The 24,736-nt window shown below is 73.2% G+C and carries 23 protein-coding genes; 12 read left to right on the forward strand and 11 right to left on the reverse strand.

Translation table 11 applies throughout. The features are described 5' to 3' along the window. Window positions 1-356: 356 nt before the first annotated feature. Window positions 357-851: a carboxymuconolactone decarboxylase family protein gene (locus IF61_RS0126485; RefSeq protein ID WP_030369039.1), complete on the forward strand. Its 495-nt coding sequence runs from the start codon at window positions 357-359 to the stop codon at window positions 849-851. Between the two features lie 19 nt (window positions 852-870). On the opposite strand, the gene IF61_RS0126490 is transcribed toward IF61_RS0126485, so the two are convergent. The 3 genes from IF61_RS0126490 to IF61_RS0126500 form a co-directional block, all read right to left on the reverse strand. After that, a complete protein-coding gene (locus IF61_RS0126490; RefSeq protein WP_052393070.1) occupies window positions 871-1,524 on the reverse strand; it encodes a hypothetical protein in 654 nt (217 codons plus the stop codon). Window positions 1,525-1,591: 67 nt separating this feature from the next. Then, window positions 1,592-4,858, reverse strand: coding sequence for a sacsin N-terminal ATP-binding-like domain-containing protein (locus IF61_RS0126495; RefSeq protein ID WP_030369041.1), 3,267 nt, complete (start codon window positions 4,856-4,858; stop codon window positions 1,592-1,594). A 339-nt stretch (window positions 4,859-5,197) separates the two neighbouring features. Continuing rightward, complete coding sequence (locus IF61_RS0126500) at window positions 5,198-6,100, reverse strand: DUF3027 domain-containing protein (protein ID WP_030369042.1); 903 nt, start codon at window positions 6,098-6,100, stop codon at window positions 5,198-5,200. 342 nt (window positions 6,101-6,442) lie between these two features. Between IF61_RS0126500 and IF61_RS0126505 the strand changes: the two genes are divergently transcribed. From IF61_RS0126505 to IF61_RS0126520, 4 genes are all read left to right on the forward strand, one after another. Further along, window positions 6,443-7,924 (forward strand): MFS transporter, encoded by a 1,482-nt coding sequence (locus tag IF61_RS0126505; protein ID WP_030369043.1) that lies wholly within the window; start codon window positions 6,443-6,445, stop codon window positions 7,922-7,924. 26 nt (window positions 7,925-7,950) lie between these two features. After that, the gene (locus IF61_RS0126510; protein ID WP_030369044.1) at window positions 7,951-8,418 is read left to right on the forward strand and encodes a hypothetical protein; all 468 of its coding nucleotides are present in this window, start codon (window positions 7,951-7,953) and stop codon (window positions 8,416-8,418) included. A 79-nt stretch (window positions 8,419-8,497) separates the two neighbouring features. After that, on the forward strand, window positions 8,498-9,349 hold the full coding sequence (locus IF61_RS0126515; RefSeq protein WP_030369045.1) for a futalosine hydrolase: 852 nt from the start codon (window positions 8,498-8,500) through the stop codon (window positions 9,347-9,349). Continuing rightward, on the forward strand, window positions 9,346-10,200 hold the full coding sequence (locus IF61_RS0126520; RefSeq protein WP_030369046.1) for a 1,4-dihydroxy-6-naphtoate synthase: 855 nt from the start codon (window positions 9,346-9,348) through the stop codon (window positions 10,198-10,200). The genes IF61_RS0126515 and IF61_RS0126520 overlap by 4 nt, the downstream gene beginning before the upstream one ends. A 214-nt stretch (window positions 10,201-10,414) precedes the next feature. On the opposite strand, the gene IF61_RS37510 is transcribed toward IF61_RS0126520, so the two are convergent. Continuing rightward, window positions 10,415-10,798, reverse strand: a complete 384-nt coding sequence (locus IF61_RS37510) for a cold-shock protein (RefSeq protein ID WP_030369047.1) — start codon at window positions 10,796-10,798, stop codon at window positions 10,415-10,417. A gap of 212 nt (window positions 10,799-11,010) precedes the next feature. Here IF61_RS37510 and IF61_RS0126530 point away from each other — a divergent pair, with 212 nt between their 5' ends. Next, entirely contained in the window at window positions 11,011-11,268 is a 258-nt protein-coding gene (locus IF61_RS0126530) for a hypothetical protein (RefSeq protein ID WP_030369048.1), read from the forward strand. Here the strand turns inward: IF61_RS0126530 and IF61_RS0126535 are convergent. Beyond that, window positions 11,226-11,882, reverse strand: a complete 657-nt coding sequence (locus IF61_RS0126535; RefSeq protein ID WP_030369049.1) for an HAD family hydrolase — start codon at window positions 11,880-11,882, stop codon at window positions 11,226-11,228. The genes IF61_RS0126530 and IF61_RS0126535 overlap by 43 nt on opposite strands. A 206-nt stretch (window positions 11,883-12,088) precedes the next feature. Here IF61_RS0126535 and IF61_RS0126540 point away from each other — a divergent pair, with 206 nt between their 5' ends. From IF61_RS0126540 to IF61_RS0126550, 3 genes are read left to right on the forward strand one after another with little or no spacing between them, the layout of a single operon-like run. After that, window positions 12,089-13,132, forward strand: coding sequence for a FecCD family ABC transporter permease (locus tag IF61_RS0126540; protein ID WP_030369050.1), 1,044 nt, complete (start codon window positions 12,089-12,091; stop codon window positions 13,130-13,132). Then, a complete protein-coding gene (locus IF61_RS0126545) occupies window positions 13,129-14,232 on the forward strand; it encodes a FecCD family ABC transporter permease (RefSeq protein WP_030369051.1) in 1,104 nt (367 codons plus the stop codon). Before IF61_RS0126540 ends, IF61_RS0126545 begins: the two co-directional genes overlap by 4 nt. Beyond that, on the forward strand, window positions 14,229-15,083 hold the full coding sequence (locus IF61_RS0126550) for an ABC transporter ATP-binding protein (RefSeq protein ID WP_030369052.1): 855 nt from the start codon (window positions 14,229-14,231) through the stop codon (window positions 15,081-15,083). The genes IF61_RS0126545 and IF61_RS0126550 overlap by 4 nt, the downstream gene beginning before the upstream one ends. Before the next feature lie 180 nt (window positions 15,084-15,263). Here IF61_RS0126550 and IF61_RS0126555 read toward each other — a convergent pair whose 3' ends face one another. The 5 genes from IF61_RS0126555 to IF61_RS0126575 all read right to left on the reverse strand — a co-directional run bounded on the left by IF61_RS0126555 (window position 15,264) and on the right by IF61_RS0126575 (window position 18,643). Then, window positions 15,264-16,283, reverse strand: a complete 1,020-nt coding sequence (locus tag IF61_RS0126555; RefSeq protein ID WP_030369053.1) for a hypothetical protein — start codon at window positions 16,281-16,283, stop codon at window positions 15,264-15,266. Window positions 16,284-16,402: 119 nt separating this feature from the next. Continuing rightward, a complete protein-coding gene (locus IF61_RS0126560) occupies window positions 16,403-16,939 on the reverse strand; it encodes a YceI family protein (protein ID WP_030369054.1) in 537 nt (178 codons plus the stop codon). A 107-nt stretch (window positions 16,940-17,046) separates the two neighbouring features. Beyond that, window positions 17,047-17,589, reverse strand: a complete 543-nt coding sequence (locus IF61_RS0126565) for a GntR family transcriptional regulator (protein ID WP_030369055.1) — start codon at window positions 17,587-17,589, stop codon at window positions 17,047-17,049. Next, window positions 17,586-17,774, reverse strand: coding sequence for a DUF397 domain-containing protein (locus tag IF61_RS0126570; protein ID WP_030369056.1), 189 nt, complete (start codon window positions 17,772-17,774; stop codon window positions 17,586-17,588). Before IF61_RS0126570 ends, IF61_RS0126565 begins: the two co-directional genes overlap by 4 nt. Continuing rightward, window positions 17,771-18,643: a helix-turn-helix domain-containing protein gene (locus tag IF61_RS0126575; RefSeq protein WP_030369057.1), complete on the reverse strand. Its 873-nt coding sequence runs from the start codon at window positions 18,641-18,643 to the stop codon at window positions 17,771-17,773. Before IF61_RS0126575 ends, IF61_RS0126570 begins: the two co-directional genes overlap by 4 nt. A gap of 1,030 nt (window positions 18,644-19,673) precedes the next feature. Here IF61_RS0126575 and IF61_RS0126585 point away from each other — a divergent pair. Both IF61_RS0126585 and IF61_RS0126590 read left to right on the forward strand, forming a co-directional pair. Next, window positions 19,674-20,783 (forward strand): serine hydrolase domain-containing protein, encoded by a 1,110-nt coding sequence (locus tag IF61_RS0126585; RefSeq protein ID WP_245684636.1) that lies wholly within the window; start codon window positions 19,674-19,676, stop codon window positions 20,781-20,783. 147 nt (window positions 20,784-20,930) lie between these two features. Next, the gene (locus IF61_RS0126590) at window positions 20,931-22,220 is read left to right on the forward strand and encodes a DUF418 domain-containing protein (RefSeq protein ID WP_030369060.1); all 1,290 of its coding nucleotides are present in this window, start codon (window positions 20,931-20,933) and stop codon (window positions 22,218-22,220) included. A 288-nt stretch (window positions 22,221-22,508) separates the two neighbouring features. Here IF61_RS0126590 and IF61_RS0126595 read toward each other — a convergent pair whose 3' ends face one another. Further along, complete coding sequence (locus tag IF61_RS0126595) at window positions 22,509-23,984, reverse strand: NCS2 family permease (RefSeq protein WP_030369061.1); 1,476 nt, start codon at window positions 23,982-23,984, stop codon at window positions 22,509-22,511. A 281-nt stretch (window positions 23,985-24,265) separates the two neighbouring features. Between IF61_RS0126595 and IF61_RS0126600 the strand changes: the two genes are divergently transcribed. Beyond that, window positions 24,266-24,529, forward strand: coding sequence for a DUF2530 domain-containing protein (locus IF61_RS0126600; protein WP_030369062.1), 264 nt, complete (start codon window positions 24,266-24,268; stop codon window positions 24,527-24,529). Window positions 24,530-24,736: the final 207 nt, after the last annotated feature.

Below are 24,736 nucleotides of genomic sequence, written 5' to 3' on the forward strand. Positions count from 1 at the left end.
GGGGGCGCAGGGGTGGGGGTCCGGGGCGCTGACGTGTATTTGTGGGCCCAATACCGGGGCACCCTCGACGTCTACGGCAACGGGCCCGTAAATATACGGCCCCGGACCCCCACCCCGGAGCCCCCACCACCGGCACCCAAGCGGACCCGCACCCGAACAGACCCGCACCCAAGCGAGCCCGCACCCGAACAGACCCGCACCCAAGCGAGCCCGCACCCGAACAGACCCGCACCCGAACAGACCCGCACCCCAGCGGGCCCGGAAAAAAGATCGCGGCCGCTGTCACACTCGCCCTCCGCGATCCGTCAAAGCAGTGAACGGCAACGAAAACACGCTCGATCACTGCGGAGGAAGCCATGTCTGCCATGCGTTCCCGGATGTCCGACCCCCAGGAGTTCGTCCCCGAGATCGCGGAGATCGCCGGGGCCCTGTTCAAGGCCGTCGGCAACCGGACCGTGCCGCGGGCCACGATCGGCTTGATGCACCTGCGGGCGGGCCAGATCGTGGGCAACACCTACCTGACCGTGCTGCACTCGTCGCTGCTGCGAAAGGCGGAGGAGTCGGAGGAGCGCATCGCGGCGGTGGCGTCGTGGCGGGACGCGCCGTACTTCTCGGATGCTGAGCGGGCCGCGCTGGCGCTGGTGGAGGCCGTGCTGGAGCCCGGCCAGGACGGCGGCGAGCGGGTTTCGGACGAGCTGTTCGCCGAAGTCGGCGAGCACTACGACGAGAAGGCCCTCGCCACGCTGATGATCGCGATCAGCCAGGTGAACTTCTTCATCCCGATCGCGCTCATAGGCAAGCCCCTGCCCGGCAGGACGTTCGCCGAGACGGACCAGTGGACCGCGCGCTAGCCCGACCAGCCGGGGGGTATCAGTCGCGGTCCTCGAAGAGGGGATGCCGGCCCGCGCGGCGCCGTATGAATCCGCGACGGCCGGCCAGCAGGGTGATGCCGGTCCATCCGGCGACGCCTGCGATGAGAGAGCCGAGCTGGCCGTCCGGGTCGACGTCGGAGGCCGCCTCCAGCGGCACGGCGCGGTCCGGGTCGCTGATGACCACGAGGCGGTCGCCCACCTTCCACGACGGGTGGTCCCCGCCGTAGTCCAGGGTCTCCTTGAGCTCGCCCGACGGGCCGACGAGGGTGAAGCGGTGACTGGAACTGCCGTCGGCGTCAGCGCTGTCGGCGGTGATGCGGACGGTCTCGCGCACACCCCGGCTGTCGAGCGCGGCCTCGCGGGGGTATTGGACCGAGCCTACGAGGACGAACAGCGACGGCAGCACGGAGAGTGCGGCGAGCCACCACGCGTGGTGGAGGAAACGGAGGAGGATCGCGAAGACAAGGCAACCGATGCAGCCGGTGATGATGGAGATCACCTCGGTGCCCGGCGTGAGGTACGAGATCCCGGTGTTCACCGCGGCGGTGATCCAGCCGATCACCAGCACGACGAGGGTGAACAGGAAGTACCCGCCCCGGTCCACGTTCCCGCCGGGGAGGGCCGCCGGCTTCTTCACGTCCGCTTCAGTCATCGGAGCAGCATAGGCAGACCGGGGCCCCGTCCCGGAGACCCCGGTCGCACGTCACGTCCCCGAGGGCCTAGTCGAACCAGCGGGCCCGCGCCAGCTCCTCCGTACGGCTGGGGTCCTCCAGGAGGGCTGCCGCTTCGAAGCGGCGGGACCACGCGCCTGCGGCCCAGGCGAGGCCCGCGGCCACCCCCTCCAGCGTCGCCGCGTGCAGGACGCCGTCGGGGGCGAGGTGCCAGTCCAGTTCGACACCGTCGACCAGGAGTTCTTCGTGTTCCACGTATGCGGAAGGGGCGCCCGGGAGCAGGGCCCGTACGCCTTCAGGGACCTCGCGGAGTTCGCCCTCGCCCGCTGGGGCGGTCGTTTCCAGCGTCTCGCTCAGGCGGCGCACCTGCAGCAGTTCGGCGAGGTCGGCGGCGTGCGCGGGCGGCACGGGGAGGAGGGCGTGGCCGGCCGCGAGGGGGAGCAGGTCCGGGGCGTCGGCCACGACCGCGTCCGCCGCGTCCACGACCCGCACTTCGCCGTCCACGACGGCCCGGAGCTCGTCCGGGAGGGTGACCTGGTCGGGGTCGAGGCGGGCGAGGAGGCCGTAGAGGGCGTGCAGCTGGGCGGCGCCGACGTCGGCGCCGGGGTCGGCCAGCCGGGCCAGCAGCTCCGCGCCGCCGCCGGGCTCGTCCAGCAGGGCGGCGGCCGAGGTCCGGACGCCCAGGGCGCGCAGCACCTGCTCGTCCGCCAGGTCGCCCGCGTCCGCCGCTTCGTACAGTCCGCGCAGGAGCGGGTCGCCGCCCGCCACGCGCAGGCCCGCCGGGCGGCGGCCGTCGAGGATGGGGTGGCCGCGCAGCCACCAGGCCGTGTACGGGCGGACGGACTCGGTGGTGCCGTCGGGCAGCAGGACGCGCACCGGCGCCGTCAGGGCGTCGCGCAGCGGCGGCTCGGCGAGGAGGGCGAGGGCCTCCGGCCACGCGTCGTCGTCGACGAGGTCGAGGTCGCGGACGGCGACGAGCTCCGTCGCGACGGGCGGCACGGGCGTACGGGGCAGCTGGTCGAGGACGTCCTCGCACCAGACGTCGACGGCGTCGAGCAGGCCGGCGTCGTCGGGCTCGGGGAAGTCGCCGTCGCGCGGTTCGAGTTCGTCCGGGTCGAGGACGACGTCCGTGGCGCGGACGAGCGCGAAGCCGGCCAGGATGCCCACGGCGGTCAGCGGCTGCTCGCCCCAGCGCTCGGCGAGGCCGGCGTCGCAGGCGGCGAGCTCGCCGGGGCGGATGATGCGTTCGAAGGCGCTGCCCGGCAGGACGAGCTCGCCCGCGGGCGCGAGCTCGCCGTCCTCGTCGGGCAGGGCGAGCGCGGCGAGCCACGGCTCGTCGCCGGGGACGAGCCCGGCGTCGCGCACGAGTCCGAGGACGAGCTCGGCGAGGGCGTCCGCGTCGAGCGCGTCCTCGTCCCAGATCTCGTCGGCGTCCAGGGAGGCCGCCACCGCGGCCCGCACCTGCGGGGTCGTCAGGACCGCGCGCGGCGAGGACGGCGTGGCGCCCAGCTTCTCCAGCAGCGGGTGCGCGGCGTCGGGGTGGGCGACCTTCAGGCCCAGGCGGGAGAGCCGCTCCGAGTCCGCGCCGTCCGGCGGCGGCAGCAGCACCTGCCGCGGGCCGATGGCCGTACGGCCGTCCGCGAGCGGCACGGGCAGGCCGCTGAGCCGGTCGGGGTCGATGCCGGCGAGGCTGTCGTAGAGCCGCTGCCACCAGGACGGGGCGCGTTCGACGCCCGCGAGGCGGTCGACGACCTCCCCGAGCGGCGCCCGCGCGACGCCCAGGGCGCGCAGCTCGGGGCGGCGCTCCAGCCCGGCGGGCAGCAGGTTCGGGAACAGCTCGCCGAGCACGGCGACGGTCTCCGCGCCCGCGCCCTCCACGACCTCGGCGTCGGCGGGCCGCAGCGCGTACGGCTCGGGGCCGCTGCTCGCGAACGGGTCGTCCCACGTGTCGGCGTCCTCCGGGGCGCCGGCCGGGGCGGGGGACGGCTCCGGCGTCTGCCGGGCCGCGTCCGGGCCCTCCGTCCACGGGACGCCCTCCACACCGCCGCCCCGCGGCGCGGCCGGCTCCTGGGCGGGGCCTCCGGCCGCGCTCGGCAGGAACGCGACGCGCGGCAGCCGGTCCAGGACCTGCCGGCGCAGCTCGGCGTCCAGCGCGCCCTGCGCCAGCGGCGACGGCACGAGGTCGAGGGTGCCCGGGCCCACCGGGTGCCAGTCCCGCAGCAGCTGCGCGTACGCCTCCGCCGCGCGCCCGGTGACGAAGTCCGTGAGCGGGCCGGGCGCGGCGTGGCGGCGCGTCGGCTCCAGCGGGAACGTGGCGATGAGCAGCGCCGGGACGCCCAGCGGCTCGTCCGTCGGCGTCGGGGCGTGCACGACGGGCGCGGTGGAGGGGCGTACGGGCGCGCCGTCCTCGCCCACCGGCACGGCCCACGTCACGGACCAGTGCGGGCGCAGGCGCTCCTCCACGGGGCGGTCCGCGAGCAGAGCGGCATCCAGGGGCCCGGCCTCCTGGACGATGCGCCAGCGGGCCGCCGAGCCGCGCTCGGAGTCGTCCACCAGGACGTACGGGCCCTCCTGGCGGCGCGTCAGGGTCCGTACGACGCCGTCCGTCTCGACGACGACCTCGGACAGGCCCGGCAGGGTCAGCAGCAGCGCGTCGTCGACGCTCGCCAGCAGACGGGCGGTCAGGTCCTCGGCGGCGCCGTCGCGCAGCGGCAGGACGACGACCGTGTCGTATCCGGCCGGGGCGGAGCCCTCGGCGGGGAGCGGCAGTCTGAGCAGCGGCACGTGGCCCTCGCGGCGGGCCATCTCCTCGGCCAGGCCGGGGGCCTGGACGGCCTCGCGCGCCGCCAGCGCCCTCGCCTCCGCGAGGGACCAGCGGACGCCGCCGGAGCGGCCGACGACGGCCGGCTCGTCACTGACCGCCAGGACGGCGGAGAAGCCCACGCCGAACCGGCCGACGCTGCCCTTCTCCTCACTGCGCTTGGCCGACGCCCGGAGCGTGGCCAGCGACTCGACGCCCACCGCGTCCAGGGGGGCGCCGGTGTTCGCCGCGGCGAGCACGGCCGGGCGGCCGTTGCGGCCCGCGTGCAGCGTCAGCCGCAGCCGGCCGGGGACGCCCGCGCGGGCGGCCGCGTCGGCGGCGTTCTGGGCGAGCTCGACGACGAGGCGGTCGCGGTAGCCGCCGAGCGCCAGGTCCTCCTCGGCGTTGGCGTCCTCCCTGAAACGGGCCGGCGACGCCGCCCAGGCGTCCAGCACGCCACGCCGCAGGCGGCCGGTCCCGAACGGATCCGCCCCTTCGGCCGCGCCCCGCACCATTGCCGTGCCGCTCACGTGTCGTCTCCTGCCGCCGGTGGTGTTCCTACGGCAGAACGTACCGCGCGGCGGTTGCGACCGACGGTGGCCACCCCTGTTGTGCCGGGTGCAGCGCCCCCGGGGCCGGGCCTGACCGCGCCAGGGCGCTCGTCCTCAAACGCCGGACGGGCTTGTTCTCGGCTGAGCTCGTCCGTGAGGACATCCCCGCTCCGGGCCCACCGGGCAGGTGTCAGGGCCCAGCCGGCCGGAATACGGTGCGCTCACCACACCCCAGCCCGTCCGGCGCTTGAGGACGAGCGCCCCCCGGGGCGCGATACCGGGGCACCCCGCACCCGGGGCGCCTCAGGAGTGGCCGAGCTCCTCGTCCGACTCCGGCCCCGTCTCCACCTCGTCCGCCGCACGGCGAAGCGGCAGGGGATCGACGAGCGTCTCGTCGATCACCGGCGGCGCAGGCCGCGGCGGCTTGGGCATGACCGCGGCCTCGGAGTGCCCGCCGCAGCCGTACGACAGGGACACGACGTGCCCGTCCGCCGGCCCGAACTCGTTCGCGCAGACGCCGAACGCCTGGCCGAGGGAGCCGCCGATCGGCATGAGGAAGCCGCAGCTGACGCACGAGGCCGGCGCGGCCTGGGCCATGGGGGTCTTGCCGCCGTGGGTCTCGTCCCAGCGGTCGGCGGCGGTGTGCAGCCCGTAGCGGGAGAGGACGCGGGCGCGCCGCATCCCGAGCTCCTCGGCGATGGCCGAGATCGTGCCGCGCGCCGGGACGGCCGGCTGGGCGGCGGGGGAGCCGGCGACGACGTCGGCGTCCTCGGCGTCGGCGAGGCGGTCCATCTCCTCGGAGACGGCGGAGTTCGGCGGCGGGACGTCCTCGCCGCTCCAGCCGGGCTCCAGTCGCAGGTCCTCGGCGTCGGTGGGCAGCAGGTCGCCGGGGCCCATGTCGCCGGGGCGCAGCCGCTCGCTCCAGGGCACCCATTCGGGGGCGAGGAGGGCGTCAGGCCCGGGCAGCAGCACCGTCTCGTCGAGGGTGACGACCTTGGCGCGGGAGGCGCGGGCGACGGTGACGGCCCAGCGCCAGCCGCGGTAGCCGGGGTCCTGGCAGAGGAAGTAGTGCGTGACGACGCGGTCCCCGTCGGCTACGGCCTGGACGTGCTCGCCGACCGTGCCGGGCAGGGCGGCCTCCTCGGCCGCCGCACGGGCCATGTCGACCGCCTCGGCGCACAGGCGGTCCGGGGTACGGCTTCGCATCGCAGCACTCACAAGAATCGATTCTCTCTTCCACGCGCGTCTCACGAGTGCGCCAGCCGATCGGCCGGGTCGGCGGACGGAGCGGACCGCAGGACCGCGTCGACGTCCGCGCCCGAACGGTTTCGGGCACACCTAGTCCCTCCCATTCTGCGGGATCGAGACTCGGAGCGCGGCCAGGAACGACCGCCGGTGGCGCGCTACGCACGCTACCCCGCTCGGAGGCGCCGGGGATAGCCGGGCCGCGGCGAGCCCTCTTCCGGCCCGTCCGCCGACCCGGTCGGGGACGGCCGCCCGCGGCGGTGAAAGTGCCCTGCGCCGTGCGAGTTGGGGCAGTATGGCGTGGTGGGAGCCATCCGGTCGGTCGAGGGCGGGCCGCTGCGCCGCACGGCCCGGGGCGCCGGCCGCGTGCTGCGCGCCCCGTTCACGGCTGCCGCGCGGGGCGTGCGCAGGGCGACGCACGCGCACGGCGCGGGCGAGTCGGGCCTGGGCAAGCTGATCGAGCTGCACGCCGTGAATTCCGCGGGCGACATGCTGATCACGGTCGCACTGGCGTCCACGGTGTTCTTCTCGGTCCCCACGGACCAGGCGCGCGGCCGCGTGGCGCTCTACCTGGCGATCACGATGGCGCCCTTCACCCTCCTGGCCCCGGTGATCGGGCCGCTCCTCGACCGGCTGCCGCACGGCCGCCGGGCGGCGATGGCGGGCGCGATGCTGACGCGGGCTCTGCTGGCGCTGACGATGTCGGGTGCGGTGGCCACCGGCGGCCTGGAGCTGTATCCGGCGGCGCTCGGCGTCCTGGTGGCGTCGAAGGCGTACGGGGTGGTGCGCTCGGCGGTCGTGCCGCGGCTGCTGCCGCCACGGATCTCGCTGGTGAAGGCCAATTCCCGGGTGACCCTGGGTGGGCTGCTGGCCACGGGCGTGGCGGCCCCGCTGGGAGCGGGGCTGCACAAAATCGGGCCGGAATTCCCGCTCTACGGGGCTTTCGTCGTGTTCATCCTCGGCACGGTGCTGTCGTTCTCGCTCCCGCACAAGGTCGATTCGGCGAAGGGCGAGGCCCGGGCCCGGCTCGTGTCCGGCGAGCCCCCCTCGCACCGCCTCCGCCGGACCCCGGCCCTCGCCGGGAAATCCGGCAGAAGGGGCGGGAATCGCTGGAACGGGTGGAATATCCGGAAAGACCGGAAAGGCGGCAAGAAGAACGGCGCCGGAAAGACCGGGAAGAACAGGCCCCCCGGCCTCCGCACCGTCGGCAGCTCCGTCCTGCACGCGCTGCAGGCCAACAGCGCGCTGCGCATGCTGTCCGGCTTCCTCACCTTCTTCCTGGCCTTCCTCCTGCGCGTCCACCCCCTCGGCGGCCTGAGCCCGGCCTTCTCCCTGGGCGTCGTCGCGGTCGCCGCGGGCGCCGGCAACGCCCTGGGCACGGCGATAGGGGCGCTGCTGCGCTCGCGCGGCCCGGAGAAGACGATCGCGCTCGTCCTGACGGTGTCGCTGGGCACGGCCGTCGTCGCGACCGTGTTCTACGGGGCCTTCTTCGTGGTCGTCATCGCGGCCGTCGCGGGCATCTCCCAGGCGCTGGGGAAGCAGTCCCTGGACTCCCTCATCCAGCGGGACGTGCCGGAGGCGGTCCGCACCTCCGCGTTCGCCCGTTCCGAGACGCTGCTGCAGATGAGCTGGGTGGTCGGCGGCGCGATCGGCATCCTGCTGCCGCTCAACGGCACGCTCGGCATGGCGGTCGCCGCCGCGGTCCTCGCCCTGGGGGTCGCGACAGCCGTACGGGGTCTGCTGACCGCGGCACGGCGTGGCTCACCGCACCCCCGCGTGGCCTGACCTGGGCGGCCCGATAGCCTGCCCGCATGACCGCTGCGATTTTCCGGGGCAAGCGCCGCCGCGCCGCTGCCGCTGTCGGCGCCGTGGCCTTCGGGCTCGTCGCCTTGTCCGCCTGCGACAAGCCGACGCCCCTGGCGACGGTGACCGTCGGCTCGACCACCGTGACCACCGAGGCCGCCTGCTTCGACGAGGGCAAGAAGCTCGACCAGGGTGCTCTCAGCAAGTGCATGGCCGACAAGTCCGTCAAGACCGTGAAGGTCCAGCCGGGCGACAAGGTCCGGGTCGGCGTCGACCCCAAGATGGCCGACAAGGGCTGGCTCGTGGCGATCAACGCCCAGCAGCAGACCAACCAGCTCAAGCAGACCTACACGTCGCTCAACGGCGAGCAGCTCTTCGTCAACCGGATGGAGCAGCGCTTCGAGAAGGACGTGATCCTGTCGGTCATCACCGAGGACGGCGTGTGGAACGTCAAGCTCGAACTGGACAAGGGCTGAGCGCACGAGCGCTGACGGGGCGGCGGCCGGCAGGCCGGGGCCCGGCGGGCCCCGGGGCGACGGACCGGCGGTCCCGCTGATGCGCGTCCTCGTCGTCACCGCCGTCGCGGCGGAGCGCGACGCGGTCGTCCGCGGCGCGTCAGCGGCCGCCACCGGCACCGCCGAGGCCGGGAAGGCACCCGGCGCGGCCGGTAAGGCACCCGGCGCGGCCCGAGAGACGCCCGGCGCGGCCGAAGAGGCGTCCGGGCCCGTCGTCGAGTTCGCCGTGCCCGGCTACGTGCTGCACCGGACCGCCCCGGCCGGCCCGGATCCGCTCGTCATCGACGTGCTGGCCGCGGGCGTGGGCCCGGCCGCCGCGGCCGCGGGCACGGCGACGGCCCTCGCCGCCGCTGCGCTCGCCGGCAGCCCCTACGGCCTGGCGGTCTCCGCGGGCATCGGCGGCGGCTTCACGACCCCGGCCCCCGGCCGCAGCGCAGCCGTGGGGTCCGTCGTCGTGTCCGACGCGATCGTGGCCGCGGACCTGGGCGCCGAGACGCCCGCCGGCTTCGTCCCCGTGACCGACCTCGGCTTCGGGACCGTGGAGCACCGGCCTCCCGAGGCGCTGGTGCGCGCCGTCGCCGAGGCGGCCGGGGCGCAGCGCGGCGAGGTGCTCACGGTGTCGACCGTGACCGGCAGCGCCGAGCGGGCCGCGGCTCTCGTGTCCGCGCGGCCCGGGGCGCTGGCCGAGGCCATGGAGGGCTTCGGCGTGGCCGAGGCGGCGGCCGTGCACGGCGTGCCCGTTCTGGAGATCCGGGCGGTCTCCAACCCCGTCGGCCCGCGCGACCGTGCCGCGTGGCGCATCGGCGACGCCCTGGAGGCCCTCGCCGGGGCCTCCGCCGCGCTGCGGGAGGCGCTGCGGGCGGCTCCCGCCGAGACCTGGAGCACCTCATGAGCGAGCCCCTGAAGATCGCCTACTCGCCCTGCCCGAACGACACGTTCGTCTTCGACGCCTGGGCCCACGGCCGGGTCCCCGGCGCGCCCGCCCTGGACGTCACGTTCGCCGACATCGACGTCACCAACGGCATGGCCGAGCGCGGCGAATTCGACGTCCTGAAGGTCTCCTACGCGGTCCTGCCGTGGGTGCTGGACGAGTACGCCCTGCTGCCGTGCGGCGGCGCCCTGGGCCGCGGCTGCGGGCCGCTGGTGCTCACGCGGGAGGCGGGTGAGGGCCCGTCCTCGCTGGCCGGGAAGACCGTGGCGGTGCCGAGCGAGCGCTCGACGGCGTACCTGCTCTTCCGCCTGTGGGCGGCCGCGGAGGTGCCGGGGGGCGTCGGCGAGGTCGTCGTCCTGCCGTTCCACGAGATCATGCCGGCCGTCCGGGACGGCAAGGTGGACGCGGGCCTGGTGATCCACGAGGCGCGCTTCACGTACGGGGAGTACGGCCTGCACTGCCTGGCCGACATGGGCGAGCACTGGGAGAACACCACCGGCCTGCCCATCCCGCTGGGCGCCATCATCGCCAAGCGCTCACTGGGCGCGGAGCGGCTGCGCGAACTGGCGGAAGCCGCACGGACGTCCGTACGCATGGCGTGGGACGACCCGGAGGCCTCGCGCCCGTACGTGCTGGAGCACGCGCAGGAGATGGACCCGAAGGTCACCGACCAGCACATCGGGCTCTACGTCAACGAATTCACGGCGGGCCTCGGGGAGGACGGCTATGCGGCGGTCCGCGGGCTGCTGACCCGGGCCGCGGCCGAGGGGCTCGTACCGCCCCTCGGCCCGGATGCGCTGGCGTTCGTCTGAGCGGCTGTCACGCGGAGTGCTGCCCACCGGATTTCCCGGGCCACAGCCCGGGAAATCCGGTGGAAGGCCATGCCGCCGGGTGCGGCCGAGCGGCATGACCGGCGACGGTCGCCGCGGAAAAATGCCCGCCGCAACGGCGGGAAACCCCCACGGCGGGGGTCCGGCGGAATCCGAACCCGGCCGAAGCCGGCGCGTACAGGGACGAGCCGGACGGCTAGACGTCCAGCTGGTCGGCGACCGCGCGCAGCATGCCGGCGATCTTGGCGCCGTGGACCTTGTCGGGGTAACGGCCGCGCTCGAGCTGCTGGGTGACGTTCTCCAGCAGGGTGGTGAGGTCCTGGACGATCGACGCCAGCTCGTCGGGCTTGCGGCGCTGGGCGGCCGCGACCGACGGCGTGGGGTCGAGCAGCATTACCGACAGGGCCTGGTCGCCCCGCTGGCCGGCCACGACACCGAACTCCACCCGCTGGCCGGGCTTGAGGGAGTCGACCCCGTCCGGGAGCACCGAGGAGTGCACGAAGACGTCTCCGCCGTCGTCGCGGGAGAGAAAGCCGAAGCCCTTCTCGCTGTTGAACCACTTGACCTTGCCGGTAGGCACGTCTGTCCTCGTCCTCGTGTCTCGTCGGAATTGGGGAACTGAATGGGGAGACCGCCGAAACCACCGGAAATCGATGACGATCGACGGAAAAACAGCTCTGGATAGCACTACAGCGGGTCGCAAGACCCGCTACCCCCCAAGGCTAATGGTCCCGGGCCCGGTGACAAGATGTCCCCGGTCCCACCCCACGCCCTGGCATCTACCCTGGTCGGGTGAGTAGCGAAACGCCCCGGGCCGGGGATCTGCTGGTACGCATCGGCGCCATCGTCTTCCTCGTCGGCGCGGTGGCCACCCTGGCGACGGTCGCCCCGCTGTTCCTGGGCGCCGATCCGCTGCCCCCGGCAGCGTACTTCGTCTGCATGCTCATGGGGGTGGGATTCCTCATCGCGGGCGCCGGGGTGCTGCGGTCGATCGCCGCCCAGCGGCGTCAGGCGCGCGCCTGCGCGACGGGCTCGCCCGCGGCCAGGTAGCCGCGCAGCCACTCCGGAAAGTCCGTCAGGCCGGCGAGGACGACGTCCGCGCCCGCCGCCCGCAGCTCGTGCGCCGCGCAGGGCCCGGTCGTGACGCCGACCGACAGTGCCCCCGCCGCGCGCGCACCGCGCACGTCGCCGACGTGGTCGCCCACGTACACGTCCGCGCCGTGCTCGCGCAGCGCCACGGCCTTGCCCTCCGCCCACAGCGAGCCGACGAGCACGTCCGGCTCGATGCGCAGGTGATCGAGGTGGAGGCGCGCGTTCCGGGCGTTCTTGGCGGTGACGACGACCGCCTGCCCGCCCAGCTCGCGCACCGTGGCCACGGCCTCGCGGGCGCCCGGCAGGGCGGGGGAGGGGGCGATGCCGTGGTCCGGGTAGGCGGCCACGTAGAGGGCGGCGGCCTCGGCGACGCGGTCCGCGGGGAACCAGTTGGCCAGCTCCTGCTCCAGCGGCGGCCCGATCCGGCTCAGCACGAGGTCGATGTCGATGGCCGCGCCCGTGGCGGCGACGAGCGTCTCGTACGCGGCCCGGACGCCCGGACGGGAGTCGACCAGGGTGAGGTCCAGGTCGAAGCCGACCGTGAAGCGGGGCGTGCGCGCGGTGGGACTCATGGGGCCATTGTGCGGGGGCCGCCTCCGGCGGGGCAGTTCGGCTCCCGGTCGGGCCGGGTCGCAACGCCTCCGGCTGCGCGGGGTCGCCCCCCCCGCTTCCCTGCTTGACCGGGCCGCCCCGGTCTCCCGGCACAGCCGCTACGTACACTTAGCCTGCCCTAACCACCTCATTCCGGCTTTTCGGCCGTCCGACCCCCGTGGAAGCGATGTCAGCCGCCGTCCCGCTCAGCACCCCCAGATCCTCCCTGGTCAGGCGCCGCATCGGCTGGACGGTGGCCGCGGTCGCCGCCCTGCTGGTCGCGGTGCTCCTCAGCCTCGCCGTGGGCGCCCGCCCGGTCGCCCCCGGCCACGTCCTCGACGCCCTGCTGCACGGCGGAGACGGCACGTACGCAACGGACACAGCTGTCGTCCGTGAGATGCGGCTGCCGCGCACCCTCGTCGGTCTGATGGTCGGCGCGGGCCTCGCCCTGGCCGGCACGGCCCTCCAGGGCATCACCCGCAACCCGATCGCCGACCCCGGCATCCTCGGCATCAGCCACGGCGCGGCCGTCGGCGTCGTCCTCGCGATCATGCTCGCCGGGGTGGAGAGCGTCACGGGCTACGTGTGGTGGGCCTTCGGCGGCGCGGCGCTCGCCTCCGTCGCCGTCTACGCGATCGCCTCGCGCGGCCGCGGCGGCGCCTCGCCCGTCAAACTCGCGCTGGCCGGCGCCGCGATCAACGCCCTCCTCGTCTCGCTGACCACCGCCGTGCTCACCACCCAGGCGTCCGTCCTGGACAAGTTCCGCTTCTGGCAGGTCGGCTCGCTCTCCGCGAGCGACACCGGCCTGGCCGGCCGGATCTGGCCGTTCCTGCTGGTGGGAGCGGTGCTGGTGCTGTCCGTAGCCCGCGGCCTGGACGCCCTCGCCCTCGGCGAGGACGTCGCGAAGGGCCTCGGCCGGAACGTCGCCGCCGTCCGTATCACGGGCGGCCTCGGCGCCACCGTCCTGACCGGCGCCGGCGTGGCCGCCGCCGGCCCCATCGCCTTCGTCGGCCTCGCCGTGCCGCACATCGCCCGCGCGCTCGTCGGCGGCGACCACCGCTGGCTGCTGCCCATGTCCGCCCTCCTCGGCCCCGTCGTCCTGCTGGCGGCCGACACCGCGGGCCGCGTCTTCTTCCCGCCGGGCGAGGTCCCGGCCGGGGTGATGACGGCCCTGATCGGCGTGCCCTTCCTCGTCGCCCTCGTCCGCCGGAAGCGGGTGGCCGCCGTATGAGTACTGCTGCCCGGGGCGCCGGAACCGCTGTCCGTGGAGGCGGGACCGCCGCCCGCCCCGCCGGCTACGCCCTCGTACGGGCCGGGCGCGGCTCCTTCCTCGTCCACCGGCGCGGCACCGCCGTCGCCGCCGGCCTGATCGTCCTCCTGGCCGCCGCCTGCCTCGCCTACCTGTGCGTCGGCAAGACCTACGCCGCGCCCGGCGAGGTGCTGAAGGTCCTCCTCGGCGAGCCCTCGCGCGAGGAGGTCACCGTCGGCACCCTGCGGCTGCCGCGCATGACCGTGGGCCTGCTCGTCGGCCTCGCGTTCGGCGCCGGCGGCGCGCTCATCCAGACCGTCGCCCGCAACCCGCTCGCCAGCCCCGACGTCATCGGCATCACCCAGGGCGCGAGCGCCCTGACCGTCGGGGCGATGACCTTCGGCGTCACCTCGTACGCCGCCCTGCCCTACGTGTCCGTCGCCGGCGGCCTCATCGCCGCCGCCCTCGTCTACGCCTTCGCGTGGCGCGGCGGCCTGCACGCCACCCGCTTCGTCCTCATCGGCATCGGCTTCGCCGTCGCCCTGCGCTCCGTCACCCACCTGTTCATGACCAAGGGCGACTACCTCGTCGCCCAGCGGGCTCAGGTGTGGATGACCGGCTCGCTGAACGGCCCCGGCTGGGACGAGGCCGCCCCGCTGGCCTGGGCGCTGCTCGTGCTCGCGCCCTGCCTCTGCTGGGCCGCCCGCGCGCAGCGCACGGTCACCCTGGACGACGACACGGCGACCGCGCTGGGCGTGCGGCTGAACCGGGTGCGGGGCGGGCTCGTCCTCCTCGGCGTCGTCCTCGCGTCCATCGCCACGGGCGCGGCCGGTCCCGTCGACTTCGTGGCGCTGCTCGCCCCGCAGCTCGCCCGCCGCATGACGCGCACCGCGCAGATCCCGCTGCTGTCCTCGGCGCTGACCGGCGCGGTCATCGTCGTCGTCGCGGATCTGCTGGGGCGCAAGCTGCTGGAGCCGACGCAACTGCCCGTGGGCGTGCTGACCGCGGCGGTCGGCGCCCCCTACCTCATCCGGCTCATCATCAAGGGCCACAGCACCCGGAGCACGGGAGGAACAGCGTGACGGAGCGCGCGCGGGGCAGCCGGCTGGCCGCCCGCGACCTGACCCTCGCCTACGAGGACCGCACGGTCGTCGACGGCCTCGACCTGGCCGTGCCCGACGGCGAGGTCACCATCGTCATCGGCCCCAACGCGTGCGGGAAGTCGACGCTCTTGCGGGCGCTCGGGCGGCTGCTCAAGCCCGCCCGCGGCACCGTCCTGCTCGACGGCCAGGACCTTGCCCGCATACCCACCCGGGCGATCGCCAAGTCGCTGGGCCTGCTCCCGCAGACACCCGTCGCGCCCGAGGCCATCACCGTCGCGGACCTCGTCGCCCGCGGCCGCCAGCCGCATCAGCGCTGGTGGCAGCAGTGGTCGGAGGACGACGAGCGGGCCGTCGCCGACGCCATGGCCCGTACGGACACGACCGCGCTGGCCGAAAGGGCCGTGGATGAACTCTCCGGCGGCCAGCGGCAGCGCGTCTGGATCGCCATGGCCCTCGCCCAGGAGACGGACCTGCTCCTCCTGGACGAGCCCACGACGTACCTCGACATCGCCCACCAGGTCGAGGTCCTGGACCTGGTGCGGCGGCTCAACCGCGAGCGGGGCCGCACGGTCGTCGCCGTCCTCCACGACCTCAACCAGGCCGCGCGCTACGCCGACCACCTCGTCGCGATGAAGGCGGGCCGCGTCGTCGCCCAGGGCCGCCCGGCGGACATCGTGACGGCCGACCTCGTACGGGAGGTCTTCGGCCTGCAGTCGGTCGTCGTCCCGGACCCGGTGACGGGGAGCCCGCTGGTGGTGCCGGGGCAGCCGTGGGAGACGGAGCCCGGCAATGCCGGAGCCGTCGACACCGTCGACACCAGAGCCGTCTGACGCGGTTCTCGAATCCGCCGCGGCAGTGCGCGACCACGACGGTCGTGTCCGGCGGTGCCGTACGGGCTCAGGGGCCCGGCACCGCCGGAGGCCGTCGCGGTGGCCGATCCCCGTCGCGACGGGGACAAGGCGAGACGCCCTCACCCGGCAACACCGTCCGCCGAGGCGGGAGCCGTCCCGTCAGCCCGGGCGGCGCGACCGCCACACGACGAACGCCGCGGAGGCGACGGCCGCCCCCCGCAGGACCCACGGCCACGTGTCCGACATCGCCGCACCCAGGCCGCCGTCCGGCACGGGATCGCCCCAGCGCCCCTCCGTACGGCCCCACAGCCACACGATGCCGGCGGCCGCGACGAGGCCGGGCACGCCCATGACCGCCCACTTGGACTCGGTCTGCGAGAGCTTGCGGGTGAGGTACGCGAGGCCCCAGCCGGCCGCGAGGACGATCCAGTTGCTGAGCACGGCGCCCACGACCAGGACCAGGGCGACGAGCAGCAGCAGCGGGGGGACGGGGGCGCCGTCGGCGCGCCGGAAGAGGCTCGGGCGGCGCGGGCCGTCCGCGTCGTCCTCCTCGTCCCAGGTGCCTTCCGAGCCGTGCTCGCCCTGCCGGGCGGCGGCTTCTCCGGGCTCGTCACGGTCGTCGCCGGGGCGCGGGGGCGGTTTCAGTATGTCGGGGATCTCGATGCCGCCGGTGAAGCCGTGGATCGTGCTCTGCGCCGTATCCGTGCCCGCGAAGGGTGAGGCCAGCGGGGAGGCGGCGCCCTCGACGCTCCACCAGTCCGGCGCGTCGCCCGCCCCGGGGGCCGTCCCTGCGGCGCCCGCGGCCACATCGGCCGTGGGCCGTTCGGGCGCGGCGTACGAGGGCGGTCCGGAAGGGACGGCGGGGGCTGCCCGGACACGCTCCCCCTCGCGCCGGGGCGCCGGGACGCGGCCTCCGGCGTCGGTGCGCCCGCCCGCGGCGGCCCCCGCCGAGGCCCCCGCACCGGCGACCGCCTCGTCCGGCGTGCCGAGGCCGGTGAGGATGCGCTGGACGGCGGCGGGCGTGTCGGCGCCTTCGGAGGCCCTGCGGCGCTCGATCTCCGTCCGCAGCCGGGACACCAGCCGCATGCGGTCGGCGGAGGTGAGCTCCGCCTGCCGCTGGGCGATGTCACCGACCCGGCTCAGATAGTCGTACACAAGCTGATCGCTCTCGATCCCCACCGAAATCCCCTAAGACCGCCTAGGGCCGCCTGAGACCACCGGCCGCTTTCCCCCCGAAGGTACCGGTTCCGCACGACCGTGACAGGGGGAACGGGGTGGCGCGGGGAGCGCGCGGGACCTCAGCGCACGGCCACGACGTCGAGGGCGATCCGCAGCCGACGGCCCGTCATTCCCTTGGCGTGGGTGACCCCGAAGGCATAGCGGTCGACGACGGTCGTGGCCCGTACGCTCAGCCGCGATCCGTCCGCGATGACCTCCCTCAGGGTGAGAACCGCCGGCCGGGTGACGCCATGCACCGTCAGCTCGCCGTGCACCGTCACATCTCCGTCCGGGCTTCCATCCGTGCGCCGGACGTCGCCGGCGCGGAAGCGGATCTCGGGGTGGAGCGCCGAGTCGAGATAATCGGCTGAACGGACGTGCCGGTCGCGCTGGGCGTTCCCGCTGGCGAAGCTGTCGACGGGGATCACGGCCTCGACGGTGGAGGCGGATTCGGTCTCCGCGACGGCGATGCGGCCGTGCGCGACGGAGAAGCTCCCCTTGATGGGGAACAGCCCGAAGAGCGCCCGCATCCGGAACCGGATCCTCGATGCCTCGGGGTCGATGCGGTAGACGCCCGGTAACGGCCCGTTCTTTTCGTCTGCGCCCTGGGTGGCCATGGAGCAGTCCCCTCCCGACGGTGCCGGTGCAACGGTCCCTTGCCGGTACGGTATCGGGCTTCCCCCTCACTCGAACGGCAAATCGACGACCCTCAGGGCAGGGACCCTCAGGGCAGGGCGATCTCGTAGTGGAGGCGCTGACGGTGGGCGGGCATGACCATGACGTCCACCTGGATGGGCCGCCCGGTGCGGTCGAGGGTGAGCCGGGTGAGCTGAAGGACGGGTTCGTCGGGGGCGGTGTCGAGCGACTGCCGCTCGCCGTCGGTGGGCATCCGCGCGACGACGTCCTCGCGGACGGTCGCTCCCGTGTGCCCGAGGCGGGCGAGCAGGGTGACGGCCCCGCCGGGAATCTTGGCCGCCCCGGCGAGCGGGGTGCCGCGGGCGATGGGGGCGGGGTAGTAGGTGTCGGTGAGCTCGCTGGGCCGGTCGTCGAGCAGCATGAGCCGCCGCCGCACGACAACGGCCTCCCCGGGCGGGACGCCGAGCAGTTCGGCGACGCCGTCCGGTGCGGGGGCCTCACCGGCATGGACGATCTTCTGCCGCCCGCGCCGCCCCTGCGCGGTGGTTTCCGCGCTCCACGCGTCGGGACTGCCGTCGGGGCGGGCCTGCAGGTAGGGCAGGGAACTGCTGACCCAGCGGGTGTCGGTCACGTGGTCCCCAACTCACGGTTACGGATGGCCTGCGCGAAGGAACGATACGGCGCGGCCGCGATGCGGAGGGCTGGCCCTCCGGGCCGTTTGGAGTCGCGTATGAGGACGGGGTCGAGGTCCTCTGGGAGTGCGATCTCTACGCAGTCCTCGACGACGGAGCTGTAGCTGCTCTTCCTGAACCTCATCGTGTCTCCTTGGCGATCGTTGCGATGAAGTCGCGGCTTGTGTCCGCGTCCAGCGCCTGTGCCCGCAGGCGATCGAATGCAGCGGTGTACCGCGTGACGCGGGCGTCCTCGTCCAGGTACACGGAGATCGCGAGCGGTTCCACTGCGACGACAGGATCCCCCACACCGAAGTGAAAGACCGTGTAACTGCCGTTCATTCCATTGTGCGCGCCAGCTTTGAACGGGAGAACCTGTAGTTCAATGTTCGGCTCCATCGACCTGGCGAGCAGGTGTTCAAGCTGCCTTCGGAGTGTCCCCGGACCACCCATCTCGCGTCGAAGGCAGGACTCGTCAAGGACGCACCGCAGTGAGAGCGGAGGCCTACCGGCATCCCCGCCAGGTACAACGGTGAGGATCTCCTGCCGTTTCATCCGCAGATCGACAAAATTCCGCACCTCACGTGGTGTGCTCCACGCGCTGCCGCCTTCGATGACAGCCTGGGCGTACTCCGCCGTTTGCAGCAGTCCTGGGATGACGATGGCCGAGTAGTGGTCGGTGCGGGTAGCGATCTCCTCCAGCTCGATGAAGTCGGCGAACTGTGGATGAATCACGTCCTTGTACTGCGCGTAAATGCTCCTCTGCCGGGCGCTGTTGGCGAGCCTTGCGATCTCCACCGTCTCCGCGATGCGCGCTTCGTCTGTGACCCCGTATGCAGCAAAGAGCTTCTCCAGGTCGGGGCGCTGCCTTCCGTTCTCGATCTTGCTCAATGTCGGCCCGGACATGCCGAGCAGTCCGGCCCCCTCCGCAAGGTTGAGCCCGGCCCTCACGCGCATCGTCTTCAAGATCGCCCCGAGCCTTCGACGTAGCAGAGTGGGCGTGACGTCGGGCATGTGATCACCTCCGTGTGGGGTGACTCTACCGACATCAACTCCGCGGCAGAGGCTTCCCGTTCACTCCATCGTGTCAACTTTCTGGCGAAAGTATCGACCGAAAGGATCGCCTGGCTCAGTGTGAGGCTCCTGCGAAAGGCATGCGTGCCAAATCGGGAAGGCGTGAGGCGATGACCTACAGGATCGGCGCGTTCGTGGTGGACACCCGCGAGGGAAAGATCGCGCAGGTGATCGGGGCGGCGGGGAGCCGTGTGACGTTGCGGCGGCCCGGCGGCGGGCTTGAATGGGAGGCGCCGTTCGCCTCACTGCGACTCGCCACCCGGGAGGACCGGGAGGCGGCCGGGCTGTGGCCGGCCGGGTCACGGCCGATGTACGGGTGCGCGGAGTGCGCGCAGTTGCAGGCCGCGTACAACGAGGCCGTTGCCGGGGGCGATCCGGTCAGGACGGGGGAGGCCCTGGTCGTGCTGCGCCGTTCGTGCTGCGCCGTCACTGGCGCACCGTGCACATGGCGGGCGGGGCGGGCGGAGGCGTATGACCGCGCGGATGTGCACCCACCGCGCGGGCTGGACCACCCGCACGCGCGGCGAGGTCCACTGCCGTGGCTGCGGAACCGTCCGGTCGGGCATTCCGCTGCGGAGGGAGGGGGCTGATGCCCTCTCGGCCCGGAAATCAATCGGGTTGGTGGTCGTGCGTGGCGGACAAGTGGGCTGAGAAGTCAGCCGCTCACCCCAACCGCCCCGCACGCCGCACCCCACGCCACCACCCCTCCGCGCCACCCCGCCCCCAACCGGATGGCGGCGGGCCCAGGGAATGTCCGGTGGGTCTCGGAGCCGTTCCCCCGAGAGGTCCTCAGGGCTGCGTCAGGGGCGGGTCAGGGCCGTCCCGGATGGGCGGGTGATCTTGGCCTGGAAGGCTTCGGGAGTTCGTTCCCTCCCTGATTGGAGTTCCCGTGCGCCGCTCTTCGGTTCTGACCTCGGTGGCTGCGGCCGCCGTATTACTGTCTCCGGCGGCGGGCGCATCTGCGCAGGCGGTGCCGGTCGCGCACACACCCGCGCAACTGGACGCGGCGCTGCGCGAAGCGGTCTTAGTCCACCCGGGCGACGGTATGGCCGGTGCCGTGGCCCAGGTGTACAAGTCCGGGCATTCCTGGCGGGGCGCGTCCGGTGACGTCGTGAGTGGCAAGCGGGTCGTACCCGGCGCGCATTTCCGGATCGGCAGCATCGCCAAGCCGATGGAAGCGGTCATCCTGCTGCAGCTCTCCGCCGAGGGCCGGGCGAACCTCGACGAAACCGTGCAGCACTACCTGCCCGGCCTGCTGCCGGACACCTTCGACGCCATCACCGTACGGCAGTTGCTCAACCACACCAGCGGCCTGCCCCAGGAGTTCGACGGCGCTCCCGCACCGTCCCAGGACGAGGTCGTCGAAGGCCGCTTCGGCTTCTACACCTTCGACCAGATCATTCAACAGACGCTTCGGCCCGAGGGCCGGAACCGGCCGGGCCCGCGGTTCGCCCCCGGGACCAAGCAGGAGTACAACTCCCTCGGCTACCGCATCGCCGGCGAGCTCATCGAGAAACTCACCGGCCACTCCTTCCAGCACGAGGTGACCACCCGCATTCTGGTGCCCCTGAAGATGAAGGAGACCTCCGCCCCGATCCGTACCGCCCGGATACCGGGCCCGTACGTGCCCGGATACGTGCCCACCGGCAAGGGTGAACAGGTCGACGTCAATGAACAAGGCGGCCTGCCGTCCAGCATGATCTCCACGACCGCCGACCTCGACCGTTTCATAACCGCTCTCCTCGGCGGCCGTCTCCTGCGTCCGGCCCAGACAGCCGAACTGTTCGCCGTCCCGCGTGACGCGAACGGCAAGCCTCTGCCCTATGCGGACGGCTCCCACTGCAACACCGGCCCCGAGAAGGGCACTGCCTGCTTCAGCACGGCCCTGATGTCCGTCCCACTGCCGGACGGTTCGGTGATGTGGGGCAAGACAGGAAATGACCTCGGCTACCGCAGCGCAGCCTTCGCCACACCGGACCTGAACCGCCACATCGTCTACGGCTACGGCACGGCCACTCCCGACAGCGGCAGCGCGACCGGCATAGCCACCCGCCTCATGGCAGCGATCAGCGACAACTGATCGACCCGGGGGCCGTCGCGGGCCGGTTCACATCCTGTCCGGTGGGTCACCAGCAGCACGACCCACGGACACGCCCTAGACCAAGGTCAGGGGCTCGTAGACCAAAGACGGACGCCTAGCCACCTTCCGTTTCCCTAGCGTCGAAGCATGACGTTCGACACCCGAGAAGAGGCCCGCGGCACGCCGGCGCCGGCCGCCCCCGCGCCCTGCCCCGCAGGCGCGCGAGCCGCCGCCGAGCGGGCCCTCGCGCCCGATCTGGCGCGCGGGATCATGCTGCTGTTCATCGTGCTGTCGAACACCGCGTTCCACCTGTGGCGTTCCGCGTACGGGCCTTCGGGGTGGCAGCCCGTGACCGGCGGACGGCTCGACCACGCGGTCCAGTTCGCGATGATCACGGCGCTCGACCTCCGGGTCTACCCGCTCTTCGCCTTCCTCTTCGGCTACGGCATGATGCAGCTCTTCCTGCGCCTGACCGCCGCCGGCGCCGGCGAGCGCCACGCGGTCAGGATCCTGCGCAGGCGCAGCCTCCTCCTGATAGTCATCGGGCTCGCTCACGCCACCCTGCTCATGGCGGGCGACATCGTCGGCTACTACGGACTGCTGAGCCTCGCCCTCGGCGCGCTCTTCCTCCGGCGGAGCGACCGCGCCCTGAAGTGGTGGATCGCGATCGGCGCCGCGCAGCTGGTCCTCGTATCCGCGCAACCGGTCATATCGGCGCTGCTCCAGGGGGAGCTGGGGTCGCTGGGGGACGCGAGTGCGGAGCCGGGGGCCGCTGCCTACGGGGCGGGCGAGGGGAGTTGGCTCGCGGCGGCCGGGACCCGGCTGATGACCGGCCTCTTCGTCACCTTCACCGCGGCGCCCTTCTCCCTGATAGGCGGCGGCTACGTCATCTTCCTGCTCGGCTTCTGGGCCGCGCGCCGCCGCATCCTGGAGGAACCGGGCCGCCACCTGCCGCTGCTGCGCCGCACGGCCGTGCTCGGCATCGCGGTCGGCTGGCTCGGGGCGCTGCCCGCGGCGCTCGCCCATATCGGAGCGCTCGACGTGCCGGACGACGCACAGAGCGAGACCGGGGCGCTGACGGTGCTCCGGGAGCTCACCGGATACGGGGCCGGGCTCGGCTATGTCGCGGTGGTGGCGTTGTTCGTGCACTGGTGGAGCGGGCGGCCGGCGCGGGCCCGTACGAAGGCGGCGGTGGCCGTGTCGGCTATATCCGCCGTCGGCAAGCGGTCGCTGTCCAGCTACCTCGCCCACTCGCTGCTCTTCGCCCCGCTGCTCGCGGCCTGGGGCCTGGGCATAGGCGCCCACCTGACCAGCGCCACGATGGCCCTGTTCGCGGTGGGGGTGTGGCTGGTGACGGTGGCCGGGGCGTATGCGTTCGAGCGCCGGGGGTGGCGGGGCCCGGTGGAGGTGGTCCTACGCCGGCTGATGTACCGGTAGGCGGACTCCAGTACTGGTAGATGGACTCCTGTCCCGGTAAGCGGACCCAGTACTGGTAGATGGACTCCTGTACCGGTAGGCGGACCCAGTACTGGTAGATGGACTCCTGTATCGGTAGGCGGACTCCCTTTACCGGTTGCGCGGGTCGGACCGGTGCGGCCATCCGCCCGGCCGGGCAACCGCATCCCGCACCCCGCACCCCGCACCCGGCCCCGCAACGCGCCCCGCCCCCGGCGCCGGCCCGAACGGGCCGCCACCGGGGGCGGGCGGAGCAAGAAGCAAGCGGCGTTACTTCACGCCCAGCATCTGCTCGATCGGGTCCAGGAAGAAGTACACGAGGAAGCAGAGCCCGACCACGTTCAGCAGCCAGGGGATCTCGCGGCCGCGCCGGTCGGCGATCCGCAGCAGGATGAAGGCGAGGACGCCCATGCCGATGCCGTTGGTGATCGAGTACGTGAAGGGCATCGCGATGATCGTCAGGAACGCCGGCACCGCGATGGTGAAGTCGCTCCAGTCGATCTCCTTGACGTTCGCCGCCATGATCAGGAAGCCCACGACCAGCAGGGCGGGTGTGGCCGCCTGGGAGGGGACGACCGTGGCGAGCGGGGTGAAGACCAGGGTGAGGAGGAAGAGGCTGCCGGTCATCAGGTTGGCGAGGCCCGTACGGGCGCCCTCGCCGACGCCGGCCGTGGACTCCACGAAGCAGGTGTTGGCGGAGGCGGAGCCGAGGCCGCCGCCGGCGACCGCGAGGCCGTCGACCATGAGGATCTTGCCCATGTTGGGCAGCTGGCCGTTCTCGTCGGTGAGCCCGGCCTCCTCGCCGACGCCGATGATCGTGCCCATCGCGTCGAAGAAGCCCGACAGCAGCACGGTGAAGACGAACAGGCACCCGGTCAGCAGACCGACCTCGCGGAAGCCGCCGAAGAGGCTGATGTGACCGATGAGGCCGAAGTCGGGGGCGCCCACGATCTTGTCCGGGACCTGGGGGACGGACAGGCCCCAGCCGGTGCCCGGGATCTTGGCGAGGGAGTTGATGACGATCGCCACGAACGTCATGGCGACGATGCCGATGAGGATCGCGCCGCGCGTCTTGCGGACGACCAGGATGAACGTCAGCGCGAGGCCGACGACGAAGACCAGCACGGGCCAGCCGTGCAGCTGGCCGCCCTGGCCGAGGCCCAGGGGGACGGTGGTGTGCGCGGCGTCCGGGTTGCGGGTGACGAAGCCGGAGTCGACGAGGCCGATCAGCGAGATGAAGAGGCCGATGCCGATCGCGATGGCGCGCCGCAGCCCGCCCGGGATGGCGTCCATGACGCGCTGCCGCAGACCGGAGGCGACCAGCACCATCAGCACGAGGCCCGCGAGCACCACCATGCCCATCGCGTCGGGCCAGCTCATCTTGGGCGCGAGCTGGAGCGAGACGACGGCGTTGATGCCGAGGCCGGCGGCGCACGCGATGGGCACGTTGCCTATGACGCCCATGAGGACGGTGCTGAGGCCGGCCATCAGGGCGGTGGCCGTGACCAGCTGGCCGTTGTCCAGTTGGTGGCCGAACTTGTCCTGGCCGGCGCCGAGGATGATCGGGTTCAGCACGACGATGTAGGCCATCGCGAAGAAGGTGGCCAGGCCGCCGCGGAGCTCCCGGGAGATCGACGAGCCCCGCTCGCTGATCCGGAAGTACCGGTCGAGGGCGCCCTTGGGCTGGGAGGACGGCGGCGGGGACGGCTGCTGGGCGTCGACCGGGGAAGTGGCCGAGGTGGGCATACGAGACCTCAGTCGGGTGGGCCTGCGGGGGCGCAGGCGGCGGGGGGACACGCGGTTGGATCACGAACGTGGTTCATGAACGTGGATCATGAATCGGCAGTGAGTTGTATGATCAGACAAAATCAGCCGGTCATCTTCCGTTCGATTCAGTATGAATAAACAAGCGCGGGATTGCTATCTCCGCGCGTAGACCCTTATGGGTCAAGGGCTCCGCGTACGGGCGTGCGCTGCCCGTAAGGGCTCGCGCGGGCCGCAGGCCCTCACGGACTACGCTTCACCTCATGACGAAGTGGACACCCAGGCACGAAGCGCCCGAGCCCCTGGAGGGCAACGTCGTCGCCACGATCACCGGCGGCACCGTCATCTGGTTCGTCCTCTTCCTCGTCCAGTTGCCCTTCTACGGCTGGTTCGACGACCACGGTCATCTGTGGTGGCTGTGGACGTGCCTGGCCGGCGGCGGGCTGGGCCTGATCGGCGTCTGGTACGTACGCAAGCGCGATGCGGCGATCCGCCGCGCGGCGGCCGAGTCCGCGCCGACCCACTAGGCGCGGCGCCCTCCGCTTGCCTCCGCCGCAACGGCGCATCACCACCGGCAGCCTGCCCGCCGGTGCCCATCCCGCCTGAGGTGAGCACGGCACCGCCGGACAACGCCCGTGGGGGGCTGAGCTCCCCCGGCTACCGCTGGGAGGTGCCCCCAGCCGCGGCGGGTTCATGGGTGCGCGCACCCATGCCCGGGCGCGGCCGGTTGCCGT

The organism is Streptomyces roseoverticillatus (genome assembly GCF_000719265.1).
GTDB classification, from domain to species: domain Bacteria; phylum Actinomycetota; class Actinomycetes; order Streptomycetales; family Streptomycetaceae; genus Streptomyces; species Streptomyces roseoverticillatus.

Coding starts and splice junctions, on each gene's coding strand:
- IF61_RS0126540 (WP_030369050.1), top strand. CDS start 12,089: ATGTCAGCCGCCGTCCCGCTCAGCACCCCCAGATCCTCCCTGGTCAGG.
- IF61_RS0126485 (WP_030369039.1), top strand. CDS start 357: ATGTCTGCCATGCGTTCCCGGATGTCCGACCCCCAGGAGTTCGTCCCC.
- IF61_RS0126590 (WP_030369060.1), top strand. CDS start 20,931: ATGACGTTCGACACCCGAGAAGAGGCCCGCGGCACGCCGGCGCCGGCC.
- IF61_RS0126515 (WP_030369045.1), top strand. CDS start 8,498: ATGCGCGTCCTCGTCGTCACCGCCGTCGCGGCGGAGCGCGACGCGGTC.
- IF61_RS0126520 (WP_030369046.1), top strand. CDS start 9,346: ATGAGCGAGCCCCTGAAGATCGCCTACTCGCCCTGCCCGAACGACACG.
- IF61_RS0126495 (WP_030369041.1), bottom strand. CDS start 4,858: ATGGTGCGGGGCGCGGCCGAAGGGGCGGATCCGTTCGGGACCGGCCGC.
- IF61_RS0126595 (WP_030369061.1), bottom strand. CDS start 23,984: ATGCCCACCTCGGCCACTTCCCCGGTCGACGCCCAGCAGCCGTCCCCG.
- IF61_RS0126600 (WP_030369062.1), top strand. CDS start 24,266: ATGACGAAGTGGACACCCAGGCACGAAGCGCCCGAGCCCCTGGAGGGC.
- IF61_RS0126490 (WP_052393070.1), bottom strand. CDS start 1,524: ATGACTGAAGCGGACGTGAAGAAGCCGGCGGCCCTCCCCGGCGGGAAC.
- IF61_RS0126510 (WP_030369044.1), top strand. CDS start 7,951: ATGACCGCTGCGATTTTCCGGGGCAAGCGCCGCCGCGCCGCTGCCGCT.
- IF61_RS0126575 (WP_030369057.1), bottom strand. CDS start 18,643: ATGCCCGACGTCACGCCCACTCTGCTACGTCGAAGGCTCGGGGCGATC.
- IF61_RS0126535 (WP_030369049.1), bottom strand. CDS start 11,882: ATGAGTCCCACCGCGCGCACGCCCCGCTTCACGGTCGGCTTCGACCTG.
- IF61_RS0126570 (WP_030369056.1), bottom strand. CDS start 17,774: ATGAGGTTCAGGAAGAGCAGCTACAGCTCCGTCGTCGAGGACTGCGTA.
- IF61_RS0126560 (WP_030369054.1), bottom strand. CDS start 16,939: ATGGCCACCCAGGGCGCAGACGAAAAGAACGGGCCGTTACCGGGCGTC.
- IF61_RS0126545 (WP_030369051.1), top strand. CDS start 13,129: ATGAGTACTGCTGCCCGGGGCGCCGGAACCGCTGTCCGTGGAGGCGGG.
- IF61_RS0126500 (WP_030369042.1), bottom strand. CDS start 6,100: ATGCGAAGCCGTACCCCGGACCGCCTGTGCGCCGAGGCGGTCGACATG.